This window comes from Pseudomonas sp. Pme6b (assembly GCF_058129925.1).
The window spans coordinates 3,981,080-3,993,092 of the sequence record NZ_CM176704.1 but is presented as its reverse complement, the minus strand read 5'-3'; the positions used below and the strand labels follow the sequence as shown (position 1 = coordinate 3,993,092).

Below are 12,013 nucleotides of genomic sequence, written 5' to 3'. Positions count from 1 at the left end.
CACTCGCCGAGGGGCGAAAAGGTGACCTGAGTCGACCCTCAATCCACCTGAAGTCGCAGAACCGCTGTGTGACGCAGAGCGTCACGAACTGCATGCCTACGCGGAGCGCAGGCACGATAATCAAACGCAGTGCTTTTTAACCGCGATGGCACTGACGACGCAGAGTGCGACGTTAGTGACGGCTGAGTCCTGGCGCTGATCCGGGGGATGCGAGGCAGGAAGCCGAGCAAGCCGCACCGGGCCAAGGATGGCCCGTTGCGGCGACCCCCGGATCAGTGTCAGGGCGAAGGAACCCGACGAAGTCGGGCCGGAAACAGGAGCGAGGGGTTTGGTTACTTTGCCCCGTCAAAGTCACTCGCCGAGGGGCGAAAAGGTGACCTGAGTCGACCCTGAATCTCACTGAATCGCAGAACTGTGTGACGCAGAGCGTCACGAAAGGCATTACCACGCGGAGCGTGGGAACGATCCTCATCGTAGTCTGAGCCCATTTTCCGGACTTTCAGCACCAGCGCCACTCAACCAAACCCCACAATAGCCTTGGTCTCCAGATACTCTTCAAAGCCATGCACGCCATACTCGCGGCCATTGCCCGAGCGCTTGTAGCCGCCGAACGGGGCCATCGGGTTCCAGGCGGGGTAGTTCAGATGCACTTGTCCGGCACGAATGCGCGAAGCCACCGAACGGGCCTGCTCAAGATCCTGCCCCTGTACATGCGCGCCCAGACCGTAAACGGTGTCGTTGGCAATCGCCACGGCCTCATCAACCGTGTCGTAGGCAATCAGGCACAGCACCGGACCAAATATTTCTTCCCGGGCGATACGCATGGACGAGTCCACTTCGGAAAATACCGTCGGCCGGGTGTAGAAGCCTTGCTCATGGCCTTGCACACGGCCTGGCCCGCCGCAGACCAGCTTCGCGCCTTCACTCAGCCCGGCATCGATCATCGCCTGTACGCGGTGAAACTGTGCCTCGTTGGCGATCGGCCCCAGCACTGTTTCCTCACGCTGCGGATCTCCCACAATGATCGTCTTGGCCGTCTCGGCTGCCAGCGCTTCAACTTCCGCCAGTCGGTTCCTGGGCACGATCATGCGGGTCGGCGCGCTGCACGACTGGCCAACGTTGCGGAACGCGGCCATCACGCCGGGCGGCACCGCTTTGGCGAAGTCGGCGTCGGGCAGCAGAATGTTCGGTGATTTACCGCCCAGTTCCTGAGTCACCCGTTTCACGGTCGGTGCGGCAGCCTGCGCAACCAGCGCGCCTGCACGGTTGGACCCGGTGATCGAGATCATGTCGATGTCAGGGTGCGCAGCCATCGCGCTGCCTACTTCAGGGCCGCTGCCATTGACCAGGTTGAACACTCCCGGCGGCAGGCCCGCGTCATGCACCAGTTGCGCGAACAACAAGGCGCTCAATGGCGAGAGTTCGCTGGGTTTGAGCACCACCGTGCAGCCAGCGGCAATCGCCGGGGCGACTTTTGCAGTAATTTGATACAGCGGCCAGTTCCACGGCGTGATCAGCCCGCACACACCGATGGGTTCGCGTTCAATCGCGGTGCCGCTTTCGACGCTCTGGAAGCGATAGGTCGCCAGCAGGTCACGCGCAACACGAACGTGCTCTGCGGCAAGTGGCACCTGCATCGCCCGCGCAGAACTGATAGCTGCACCCATCTCCAGCGAGATGGCCTGCGCCAGTTGTTCCTTGCGCTCGAGGATAAGCTCATGGATGCGCCCGATTATCTCGGCCCGGGCGGGCGCCGAGGTGCCGGACCAGCCCGCAAAGGCTGCCCGCGCCGCTGCAACCGCGCGGTCGACGTCGGCGGCCGAGCCACTGGCAACGTGCGCCACCACTTCTTCGGTCGCCGGGTTGATCACCGCAATACTGGCCGGGTTGAGCGGCGCCGACCAGCGACCATCAATATAGAATTTCTGCGCGGTGTCTGGATCAACGCGACGGCTGTTCAAGGACTGTGAGGTCATCCAGCGAGCTCCCTGGAGCGATAATGGGCGAGGTCAGGCCGTTTGATATCAGGCCGTTATATGCCTATAAGCTAACAAAGCGGTCTGGATAAAAAGCGCCGATCTGCCGGTCTGCAAAGAATAATCTGCTGTATGCGACCCGCTAACATTGCGGACCTGTTCCGGGGCTTTATCCGCGCTGATTTCAGCCTATGGCCTGGGTCACCAGTGCAAACTGCTGCACGTTCTTGCTCGATGGCGGCGGCGTTCCGAGCACCATGCGCGGTGCCCTGTCGACACACGGCAGGCCAAGGCTTTCGAGCCACGGCGCCAGGCCGCAATCAGCCAGAATGTCGAAGCGCACGAACATGCCGGGTATCCGTTGCAGCAGATGGGCAATCAACTGCCGTGCCTGCCCCACGTCACGGGCCACCAGCGGGCCGATGATATGCCCGCTGCCGAAGCGACGCAGCAGGGCGATGCCTGTCAGGCGCCCCTCATGGTCGATGCCCACCACCTCTTCTGCATCGCGCGACAACAGGTCATTCAGCACGACGGTGCGATCCAGACCGCTGCCCGTGTTGGCCAGCCTGATCAGTTCGGCATGGTCGGCCGGACATAGCGTCCGAACCGGCAGACCATCGCTCGGTGTCGCCAGCCCTGACAGGTCAGCAATGCCCTGATGCTGCTGGATCCGCGCAAAATCGACAAAGCCAAGGCTCCGGTACAACGGCGCGCCCAGTTCCGTGGCATTGAGGATCGGTGTGCGCGGTGCGGTTGCGTCAAGGCACAGATGCATCAGGCGGCGACCGATGCCTTTGCCCTGATGTTCATCGCTGACAATCACCAGACCTATGGATGACCAGTCGCCCTGGTGGCAGGTGAATGCCACGCCCACCAGTTGGCCGTCACGTTCGGCGACAAAACCCTCGGAGGTGCGTTGCACCATGGCCCAGTCTTCTTCGCGGTGCGGCCATTTGAGGTGTACCGAGAGGGCATGGGCCGCAGGAATGTCCGCCTCAGTCACCGGGCGATATCGATAGAGGGTATCTGGGGTCGCGTGCATGGAGCCTCCGTTGCAAGGGTGAAGTGGGTCGTTTCGGCTCATATGAGCTTGCCTGTGCTCATCAGGCTGGACGTGAACGGCATCTCGATGGCCGTCGGGTCAGTGAAGCGGCGAATATCGAACGGGCTGATCAAGGTGCGCGTACTGCCGGTGCTGATCAGCTCGGCCATGACATCGCCGACGCCGGGGCCGAGCTGAAAGCCGTGGCCGCAGAAGCCAAACGCGTAGAACAGGCCGTCCACCTTGCCACTGCGGCCCATGATCGGCAGAGAATCCGGCGTATAGCTCTCGATGCCGCTCCAGACACGGATGATGTTCAGCTTCTCTGCGCCGGGTAACAGGCGTTTCATCTGCTTCATCTGGTTGATCAGGCTTTCCGGCTTGAAGTAGGCGCGGCGATTGAGCATGTCCGGTTTGTTGCGATTACCACCGCCGATGATGATGTTGTCGCGCGGTATCTGGCGGAAATAGATCACTTCTTCCTTGATTTTGGTGAACACTCCGAGCACCGTCGGCAGGGCGTAGGGAACCGGTTCGGTCACTGACATTTGCGGCCCGTTGGGCTCCAGCGGAACCGGCTCGCCGAACTGCTCGGCCAGCTTGGCCGCCCAGGCCCCGGCGGTGATCAGCAATTGCTCGGCGACGAACAACTGGCCGTCGGTGGTGCTGACGTGAAACTCGCCGCCGACCTTCTGCACCTCTGCCACCTCGGTGCGCTCTTCGATTCTTGCCCCGGCGCGAATCGCCGCACGGGCGAAGGCGGGTGCGGCCAGGCGCGGGTTGGCGTGCCCGTCGTGGGGCGCATAAGAGCCGCCTTTGACCTCCGGGCCGAGAAACGGGAAGCGCTCATGCAGCGTCTTGCCCCTGATCACCTGCAAATCCAGCTCGCGGGCTTCGGGTGCGGCGGCATAGGCCTCCAGTTCAGCGATTTCGTCTTCGCGATAACACACGCGCATATGGCCGCTTGGAATGAACTCCAGGTCTTCGCCGATCAGTTCGGGCAGGCGTTTCCACAGCGCCCAGGAGCGATTGGAGAGTTCCAGCTGGCCGAGAAAGCGGCCCTGGCGGCGCACGTTGCCGAAGTTGACGCCGCTGGCGTACTGGCCGATCTGGTCGCGTTCCAGCAGAGTTACCGAGCGCCCGTGCTGGCGCAGGAAAAACGCTGATGACGAGCCCATGAAGCCGCCGCCGATAATCAGAACGTCGCTTTTTTGCGGGGTCATGAGGTGCTCCCGATAGTGTTCATCGTACGGTGCGCGCCAGGGCTTCGATCTCGATCAGGTAGCCGTGGTGCAATTCTGGAACCGGCACCACGGCGCGGGCCGGGCGATGGTCGCCCAGATAGCCTGCATAAATGCGGTCGAAGGCCGGCCAGTGCTGGATGCCTGCGATGTAAATGGTCACTTTCAGCAGGTCATCGGTCGTGCATCCTGCTGCCTCAAGAATGGCAGCCAGGTTGTCCAGCGCAATAACGGCCTGCACCTCGAATGGCTCGTCGACGCTGTGGCTGCCGTCAGCGCGCACCGGCAGTTGCCCGGAAACATGCAGCGTGCCTTCATGCAACACTGCCTGGGAATAATGCCCGCCTGGCGCGGCGGCCAGGGGTGTGCGAATCAGTTCGATATCACCAGCCATGCAAGCGACTCCAGGTGTGAATTGCGCCTTCGGCATCGCAGGCGTGGTAGTCCGGGAACTGCGCACCGGTAGCACAGGCGTGGTTGGGCAGAATGCGCAGCCGGCTGCCGATGGGGAAGCGCGCAGTAATGTCTGCCTGGCTGCCGGTGGCGAGCGTGATGATGCCATGCTCCTGATTGGCACCCGTCACCCGCGCGCCGTCGATCCACTCGCCGGTTTCGCTGCACACCTGGCCGTAGCCGAAATCCTCACACTGGCGCTGGGTGCCGCGATCCCGGCTCATGGCCATCCAGCCTGCGTCAACGATGATCCAGCCCTTGTCCTGCTGATGGCCGATGACCGTGGTCAGCACACTCAGGGCCAGTTCGTCGGCGCGGCACACGCCGATGTTGTGCATCACCAGATCGAAGAATACATAGACCCCGGCACGTACTTCGGTCACGCCTTGCAGGCTCTGCGCCGACAGCGCGGTAGGCGTCGAGCCGATGCTGACTTCCGCGCAGGGCAGCCCCGCTTGCCGAATGCGCTCGGCGGCGCTGACGCAAAGCCTGCGCTCCTGCTCGGCGAGGGCTTGCAGCGCTTCGGGGGTGTCGAGGTCGTAACTGGACCCGGCATGGGTCATGACCCCTCGCAGGTGCATGCCGCCCTCGATCAGCGTTCTCGCGACGTCGAAGAGCGAAGGGTCGTCGACGGTCAGCCCGGAACGATGGCCGTCGCAATCGATTTCGATCCACACATCAAAGTTCTCATCATGTCGCTGGCCGAAGGCGACAATCGCCTGGGCAGCGACCACGCTGTCGGTCAGGATGCTCAGGCGGCAACCGTTGCGCCGCAGTTTGAGTGCCTGGTCCAGTTTGCCAGGTGCGATGGCGACGGCGTAGAACACGTCGTTGATGCCCTCGGCAAAGCAGTGTTCGGCCTCCTTCAGGGTCGAGACCGTCACGCCGCTGGCACCTGCAGCTATCTGCGCCTGAATCACCGGCAGGCATTTGCTGGTCTTCACGTGCGGACGCAAACGCACACCCAGTTCATTCATGCGGTGTTGCATGCGCTGGATATTGCGCTGCATACGCGGCACATCAAGCAACGCGACAGGCGTATCGAGAGAAGACAAGAGGGCAGACATGGCAGAGCTCGCGTGACTGGGTACGGCTGTCACTCTACTCATGCGTGATGAAGCTGTGGTTCAATGCTTTGTCATCAATCCTTAAGCTGAGCTGAATGATCGCTATTGAAGACCTGCGTCTGGCCGTGACCCTGTCGCGCTGCGAATCCCTCAGTGCTGCTGCCAGAGTCCTGAATGTCTCGCCGCCCGCGTTGTCGATGCGCTTGCGCAAGCTGGAGACGCAACTGGGCATTACCCTGGCCAATCGTGACGCCAGGCGCTTGAGCCTGACGGCCGATGGCGAACGTTTCGCACAGGAAAGCGCGCACCTGCTGGAACAGCTTGAAGCGCTTCCGGAATCGTTCAAGCAGCACGATGAGCGACTGGTCGGCACCCTGCGTCTGGCAGCGCCGTTTGGTTACGGTCGCCAGCGCATTGCGCCTTTGCTGGCGCGCTTTGCCAAACTGCATCCGCAGTTGTGCCTGCACCTGGACCTGCGCGAAACGCCGTGGCCTGATCGGCATGACAGCGACGCAGTGATTCATATCGGCAGCCTCAATGACAGTCTGTGGATCGCCAGACCTCTGGCGCACAACCATCGCTGGCTGTGCGCCAGCCCGGCTTATCTGGAGCAGCACGGCGCGCCTTCGACGCCTGACGAGCTGGCTTGTCATCGCTGCATCTGCATTCGCGAAAACGATGAAGACGTGACCCTCTGGCACCTGAGCAAGGGCCAGGCGAAAAAGACCCTGCGCATCGAGCCTGCGCTGCTCAGCAACGACGGCTCGGTTGCCCGGCGCTGGGCCGAGCAGGGGCTGGGCATCGTCTTGCGCTCGCAGTGGGACGTCAGCGACGCCATTGCCAGCGGCAGGCTGGTGAGGGTGCTGGCCGATTGGCAACTGGCCAGCGCTCCGATCAACCTGCTGGGCCCGTGCGCAAGCACCGCAGCGCCAGGGTGCAGGCACTGACGGAGTTTCTGGAGACGGCGCTGAAGAGCTGATCACATTAATCACGTAGGCGCTGTTGGTCGCAGTATCGAACACCTCAATTGACGCTCACAGCAACGCGCGGGTATAAACCGCGTCTTGTATTTTTGTCGGATTTTTCTCCATGAGCTTCAGCCCCCTGATTCGCCAGTTGATCGATGCCTTCCGCGTGCTGCCGGGCGTCGGTCAGAAAACCGCTCAACGCATGGCGTTGCAGCTGCTGGAGCGCGACCGCAGCGGCGGCTCACGGCTGGCGCTGGCCTTGGGGCAGGCGATGGATGGCGTTGGTCATTGCCGCTCATGCCGCACCCTCACCGAAGAGGAGCTCTGCCCGCAATGCGCCGACCCGCGCCGTGATGACACGCTGCTGTGTGTGGTGGAAGGGCCGACGGATGTCTACGCGGTGGAGCAGACTGGTTATCGCGGTCGCTACTTTGTGCTCAAGGGCCATCTGTCGCCACTCGACGGCCTGGGACCGGAAGCCATCGGCATTCCGCAACTGATGGAGCGTATCAGCCAGCAGGGCACCTTCACTGAGGTGATCCTCGCCACCAACCCGACGGTGGAAGGCGAAGCGACGGCGCATTACATCGCCCAGTTGCTCCACGAAAAAGGCCTGGTGGCGTCGCGCATTGCTCACGGTGTGCCATTGGGTGGCGAGCTGGATCTGGTCGACGGCGGCACCCTGGCGCACTCGTTTGCAGGGCGCAAGCCGATTGCGTTGTGACCGTGCCGACAGCCTCCTTCAAGGTGAGGTCTGGCGTCTGACCAGCTTTCTCATGGCGGATGCCAGGGCAGCGCTGTTGTCGTCCTTCCAAGGGTGATAGCCTGGCAGCAGGTACTGAATCCATACCCAGGCGTTGGAGGAGATCAAGCCTCTGACGCCAAACATCATCTTGAACAACTGCCAGTAGCCGGACAGCGCTTTGTCCGACCGCCTGCTTGCACAGAGTACCCGCAGCAGTGAGATATAAAAGGCACTCCAGAAGGGTGGACTTATAACCAATGTGGTCAGTGTGCGGTACACGTACTGCCGCCATCCTGGCGTGATCACCTGCTGCCAGACCTCAAAGGACACCGACTTGTGTTCGAGCTCCTCGAGTGAATGCCAAGTCAGCATGTCTCGATAGCCTTCGACGCTGCTCTGCAGAATGGATGGCATTTTCAACAGTTTTGACGAGGCGGCAGCGGTGTGATGTTCGAGCATCATGACCGTCGCCAACCTGAACCATCGGGCAACCCAGCGCTTTTGGGTGATACCGTACAAGGTCTGCCATCCCCGGATGATTTGGTCGACGGGCAGCCCGGCTGCCTCAATCAAGGCGTTGTAGCGTCGGTGCTCACGGCTGTGGATGGCCTCTTGCGCCACCAGACCGTCGATTTTCTCGATCAGCTCCGGATCTTCGATACTCTCGCGATATTCGCGCAGGCTCTCGATGATGTAGCGCTCCGTCAGCGGCGTTACGATGGACATAGTATTGAGCAATACCGTTGTCTGAACGCAGTGGTTGTGCCAGTCGGTAATGCGATCCGCCGGCAGGTCAAACTTCAGGTCTCTGCGCACCGGGATCATGGATATCAGGCCATCCTGGGTGCTCCCGTAATTGAGTTCTGCCGACACCGGCGCTGTATGATGATTCATCATTAATCCTCCGACTGAGTACTCTTGATTTCAGTAACCACGAAGATTAGATGTTCAGACGTTCAACAATGCCTCTGGCAGACCAACTGCAAGACTATTTCGCGATGGTGCCTGCGCGTTTATCGACGCGGCGTAATATCCCGCTCCACCGGCGGCGCATCCGGGTCCTGACCCACCGGAAACTTGCCTTTCAGGTGCCAGGCAAACGCGATGATTTCGGCAATCGTGCGGTAGAGCGGCTCGGGGATGCTGTCGCCCAGTTCCATGCGTGCCAGCAGTTTGACCAGTTCGGCGTTCTCGTAGATCGGCACTTCATATTCACGGGCAATGGCCAGAATGGCCTCGGCCAGCTGGTCGTCGCCCTTGGCGCTGAGCGTCGGGGCCTGTTGGCCGTCGTAGCTCAGGGCAATAGCCTGGCGCGGGACATGATCGGGTAGGGACATCAGGCGTTCTCGTCAATCCAGCGTTGTTCAAGGGCGGTGCGCGGGCCGCTGGGCGGTGCGCCGTGGCTGCAGGCCAGTTCGCCCACTGCCAGGCCGCAGGCAATCAGCCGCTCGCGCAAATATCCCAGTTCATGTTCGATCAAGGCCGCACTGTCGGGCCGCTCGGCCCATAGCTGACTGGACAGCGTGCCGCGCAACAACTGCGCATGCACCTGCAGCGGCCCCAACGGCTCAAGGTCGAATGCCAGATCGACTTTCCAGAGCTTTTCCCGGGTTTCCTTGATCTCGACATCGTCGCGGTCTTCGGCAGCTTCCTGATCCGGCTTGTCTTCACGCTGCACCTTGACCTGCAAGGGCACGATGTCATGCGCGTTACGCATCGGCACTTCCAGTTGCCAGGTGGTCACCTGCGTGCCGTCGGCATTGGTGCGGGTCTGCTCCAGACCGCCCAACTGGTGGCTTTGCAGGCGCGAAACAGCCGCCGCAGCCAGCTTGAGCAGAATCTCCAGGTCGTCCTCTTTTTCGCCACCGCTAACATTGCGCGACGGCAACGGAAAGATGCTCGGCTGGGTGCGTGCGGCAACCAGCCCAAGGGTGCCCAGGGCATTGCGAATCGCATTGGGCATGGCCCGCGCCAGGGTGTTGGAAGCAGCGGCGGCGCTGTAAGTGGTGTTGTCCGGCAACCCCGGCAGAATCTGTGCAATCAGGCGCATCAGGTTGGCTTTCATGTCCGGAACCTGAGCCGGATTGAGCCCGGCAAGCAGCTTCGCTTCCAGAAACACGCCGCTGGCATTGAGGGCCTGGGCGACGCCTTTCGGTGTGCTCATCTGCTCTATGTCGGGCAGATCGTCCAGCAACTGGCTGATGGCGGCTTGCAGCGGGGCGCTGATCCCAGAGTTGCTGGCAGGGCTGGCACTGGTTGTATTGGCTGACTGCAGGTTTTGCAGGGCGTTGATCAGGTTATCCAGCGAGCCCTGGCGGTTTTGCTGAGCAGCCAGTTGCTGCGCCACGGCCAGTTGATCGAAACGACCGGGCAGGGCGACGAAGTTCAGCGCCTGGTTGCCTTGTACCTGCGCGCTCAGCAGGCTGCCGACCGTCAGCGGCTGCGGGCTTTCGATGGTCAGGCTGGAGCCCGCCAGTGCAGTATTGAGCAGCATCACGATGGAGCGATAGGTGGGCGTTGCGGCACCCGGGTTTTGCGTGGCCAGTTGATTGACTGCCTGCGCGATCACCTGGCTGGTCATGACCTTGCCCTGCAACAGCGTGCCGACCGGCAATTGTTGCGTATCGATGCTGGTCATCGAGTTTTTCAGTGCGCTGTTGATCTGTTGCAGCGTCAGTGTCAGCTCGTTGGGCGAGGCTTGCGCCACCTGCAACAGGCTGCCGGGCGTGAACGGTACGCTGCTGGTGACCTGCAGGTTGGTCAGGCTGCCATTGGCGAGTACCAGCCGCAGCAGCAACTGGAAGTTCTGGTTGACCTGCTTGAGGGTCAGCACTTCGGCGTCGACGGTTTCGCCTTCGGGGATCAGATTATCCGCCGATTGCAGCAGGGTCAGCACCTGCGCAGGGGAGATGCCGGCGCGCAGCAGGGTTGTGGTAGGGATTGTCGCCGGGACGCTGGTGATGTCGCCTGTCATTGAAATATCGACCTGAGGAAATTGCCCCTTTGATAACAGGACTCGCATGTATAATACCGGCCAAAACCGGACCGGCCGCCATTAACTTCTCTTCATGTAACGGCCATATCACCCCCGACTTGAACCGCCTTTTACTGCGTATGTGTCTGTTTTGGTACATTTCGCGATGCTCCAGCACTGGAAACGCCCGATGATCCCAGCCCCCCCATTTTTGCAAGCGACGGCCCTGACGTGTGAGCGGGACGGGCGGATGCTTTTCGAAAACCTTGATCTGCAGGTGCGCACGGGGGACATGCTGCAGGTCAGCGGCCCCAATGGCAGTGGCAAGACCAGCCTGCTGCGCCTGTTGTGCGGGCTGATGCAACCCACGGCCGGGCACGTGCTGCTCAACGGCCAGCCAGCGGGCCGCCAGCCGACAGCGCCGGGGCTCAATCTGTTGTGGGTTGGCCATGCGTCGGCGCTCAAGGACCTGCTGACACCGCTGGAGAATCTTTCCTGGCTCTGTGCGCTTCATCATCCTGCCGATGCCGATGCCGATGCCGATGCCGATGCCGATGCCGATGCCGATGCCATTTTCAATGCGCTTGACGCGGTCGGGCTGGCAGGTTTCGAAGATGTGCCGTGTCACACCTTGTCGGCCGGGCAGCAGCGTCGCGTCGCGCTGGCGCGTCTGTATCTGCCAGGCCCGCCACTCTGGCTGCTCGATGAACCGTTCACCGCGCTGGACCGCCAGGGCATTGCCCAACTGGAACACCATCTTGCCGGGCACTGTGAAAAGGGCGGCATGATCGTCATGACCACTCATCACACCCTGAGCCGCCTGCCTGCGGGCTATCGGGACATCGATCTGGGGCAGTGGTCAGCATGAACAATGTCTTTGCCCTGCTGATCGCCCGTGAGTTTCGCCTGCTGGCCAGGCGTCCGGCAGAGCTTGCCAACCCGCTGGTGTTCTTTGCGATTGTGGTCGCCTTGTTCCCGCTGGCGCTGGGGCCGCAGACGCAATTGTTGCAAGCCTTGTCACCGGGGCTGGTCTGGGTCGCGGCACTGCTGGCCGTGTTGCTGTCGCTGGACGGGCTGTTTCGCAGTGATTTCGAGGATGGCTCGCTGGGACAGTGGGTTCTTTCGCCGCACCCGCTGGCCCTTCTGGTCTTGAGCAAAGTGCTGGCACACTGGGTTTTTTCCGGGCTGGCACTGGTATTGTTGTCGCCCTTGCTGGCGCTTATGCTGGGGCTGCCGGTGCGGTGCCTGCCGGTGTTGATGGTGTCGCTGCTATTGGGCACGCCAGTGCTCAGCCTGCTGGGTGCAGTCGGTGCGGCGCTGACCGTGGGTTTGAAGCGCGGCGGCCTGTTGCTGGCGTTGTTGATTCTGCCGCTGTACATCCCGGTATTGATTCTGGGCAGCGGTGCGTTGCAAGCCGCGCTGCAAGGCATGCCAGCGACTGGCTATCTGCTGTGGCTGGGCTGCCTGAGCGTGCTGGCGATCACTCTGACCCCCTTTGCGATAGCCGCTGGCCTGAAAATCAGCGTCGGTGAATAAATTGAGGT

11 protein-coding genes and 1 pseudogene are annotated in these 12,013 nt (G+C 61.7%); 4 read left to right on the top strand and 8 right to left on the bottom strand.

The features are described 5' to 3' along the window. Positions 1–515: 515 nt before the first annotated feature. The 5 genes from AC4ANE_RS18050 to AC4ANE_RS18030 form a co-directional block, all read right to left on the bottom strand. Complete coding sequence (locus AC4ANE_RS18050) at positions 516–1,976, bottom strand: aldehyde dehydrogenase family protein (protein WP_002554234.1); 1,461 nt, start codon at positions 1,974–1,976, stop codon at positions 516–518. Between the two features lie 184 nt (positions 1,977–2,160). Next, positions 2,161–3,021: a GNAT family N-acetyltransferase gene (locus AC4ANE_RS18045; RefSeq protein WP_002554233.1), complete on the bottom strand. Its 861-nt coding sequence runs from the start codon at positions 3,019–3,021 to the stop codon at positions 2,161–2,163. A gap of 38 nt (positions 3,022–3,059) precedes the next feature. Next, entirely contained in the window at positions 3,060–4,244 is a 1,185-nt protein-coding gene (locus AC4ANE_RS18040) for an NAD(P)/FAD-dependent oxidoreductase (RefSeq protein WP_460408444.1), read from the bottom strand. 19 nt (positions 4,245–4,263) lie between these two features. After that, positions 4,264–4,656: a RidA family protein gene (locus AC4ANE_RS18035; RefSeq protein ID WP_002554231.1), complete on the bottom strand. Its 393-nt coding sequence runs from the start codon at positions 4,654–4,656 to the stop codon at positions 4,264–4,266. Then, positions 4,646–5,782 carry a DSD1 family PLP-dependent enzyme gene (locus tag AC4ANE_RS18030; protein WP_002554230.1) on the bottom strand — a complete coding sequence of 379 codons (1,137 nt, stop codon included), beginning with the start codon at positions 5,780–5,782 and terminating at the stop codon, positions 4,646–4,648. The genes AC4ANE_RS18035 and AC4ANE_RS18030 overlap by 11 nt, the downstream gene beginning before the upstream one ends. Positions 5,783–5,877: 95 nt before the next feature. On the opposite strand from AC4ANE_RS18030, the pseudogene AC4ANE_RS18025 reads away from it, so the two are divergent. Then, positions 5,878–6,761 (top strand): annotated as a pseudogene (locus AC4ANE_RS18025) (LysR family transcriptional regulator). A gap of 110 nt (positions 6,762–6,871) precedes the next feature. Then, complete coding sequence (recR, locus tag AC4ANE_RS18020) at positions 6,872–7,474, top strand: recombination mediator RecR (RefSeq protein ID WP_002554228.1); 603 nt, start codon at positions 6,872–6,874, stop codon at positions 7,472–7,474. 18 nt (positions 7,475–7,492) lie between these two features. On the opposite strand, the gene AC4ANE_RS18015 is transcribed toward recR, so the two are convergent. The 3 genes from AC4ANE_RS18015 to fliK form a co-directional block, all read right to left on the bottom strand. Further along, entirely contained in the window at positions 7,493–8,389 is an 897-nt protein-coding gene (locus tag AC4ANE_RS18015; protein WP_460408443.1) for a metal-dependent hydrolase, read from the bottom strand. Positions 8,390–8,508: 119 nt separating this feature from the next. Continuing rightward, positions 8,509–8,832 (bottom strand): EscU/YscU/HrcU family type III secretion system export apparatus switch protein, encoded by a 324-nt coding sequence (locus AC4ANE_RS18010; protein WP_002554226.1) that lies wholly within the window; start codon positions 8,830–8,832, stop codon positions 8,509–8,511. Further along, positions 8,832–10,469 carry a flagellar hook-length control protein FliK gene (gene fliK / locus AC4ANE_RS18005; RefSeq protein WP_031595100.1) on the bottom strand — a complete coding sequence of 546 codons (1,638 nt, stop codon included), beginning with the start codon at positions 10,467–10,469 and terminating at the stop codon, positions 8,832–8,834. Before fliK ends, AC4ANE_RS18010 begins: the two co-directional genes overlap by 1 nt. Before the next feature lie 190 nt (positions 10,470–10,659). Between fliK and ccmA the strand changes: the two genes are divergently transcribed. Continuing rightward, the gene (gene ccmA / locus AC4ANE_RS18000) at positions 10,660–11,337 is read left to right on the top strand and encodes a cytochrome c biogenesis heme-transporting ATPase CcmA (protein ID WP_460408442.1); all 678 of its coding nucleotides are present in this window, start codon (positions 10,660–10,662) and stop codon (positions 11,335–11,337) included. After that, on the top strand, positions 11,334–12,005 hold the full coding sequence (gene ccmB / locus AC4ANE_RS17995; RefSeq protein WP_002554224.1) for a heme exporter protein CcmB: 672 nt from the start codon (positions 11,334–11,336) through the stop codon (positions 12,003–12,005). Before ccmA ends, ccmB begins: the two co-directional genes overlap by 4 nt. Positions 12,006–12,013: the final 8 nt, after the last annotated feature.

Bases quoted from the DNA above. Each gene is read 5' to 3' on its own strand.
- AC4ANE_RS18050 (WP_002554234.1), bottom strand. From the start codon at position 1,976: ATGACCTCACAGTCCTTGAACAGCCGTCGCGTTGATCCAGACACCGCG.
- AC4ANE_RS18045 (WP_002554233.1), bottom strand. From the start codon at position 3,021: ATGCACGCGACCCCAGATACCCTCTATCGATATCGCCCGGTGACTGAG.
- AC4ANE_RS18040 (WP_460408444.1), bottom strand. From the start codon at position 4,244: ATGACCCCGCAAAAAAGCGACGTTCTGATTATCGGCGGCGGCTTCATG.
- AC4ANE_RS18035 (WP_002554231.1), bottom strand. From the start codon at position 4,656: ATGGCTGGTGATATCGAACTGATTCGCACACCCCTGGCCGCCGCGCCA.
- AC4ANE_RS18030 (WP_002554230.1), bottom strand. From the start codon at position 5,782: ATGTCTGCCCTCTTGTCTTCTCTCGATACGCCTGTCGCGTTGCTTGAT.
- recR (WP_002554228.1), top strand. From the start codon at position 6,872: ATGAGCTTCAGCCCCCTGATTCGCCAGTTGATCGATGCCTTCCGCGTG.
- AC4ANE_RS18015 (WP_460408443.1), bottom strand. From the start codon at position 8,389: ATGAATCATCATACAGCGCCGGTGTCGGCAGAACTCAATTACGGGAGC.
- AC4ANE_RS18010 (WP_002554226.1), bottom strand. From the start codon at position 8,832: ATGTCCCTACCCGATCATGTCCCGCGCCAGGCTATTGCCCTGAGCTAC.
- fliK (WP_031595100.1), bottom strand. From the start codon at position 10,469: ATGACAGGCGACATCACCAGCGTCCCGGCGACAATCCCTACCACAACC.
- ccmA (WP_460408442.1), top strand. From the start codon at position 10,660: ATGATCCCAGCCCCCCCATTTTTGCAAGCGACGGCCCTGACGTGTGAG.
- ccmB (WP_002554224.1), top strand. From the start codon at position 11,334: ATGAACAATGTCTTTGCCCTGCTGATCGCCCGTGAGTTTCGCCTGCTG.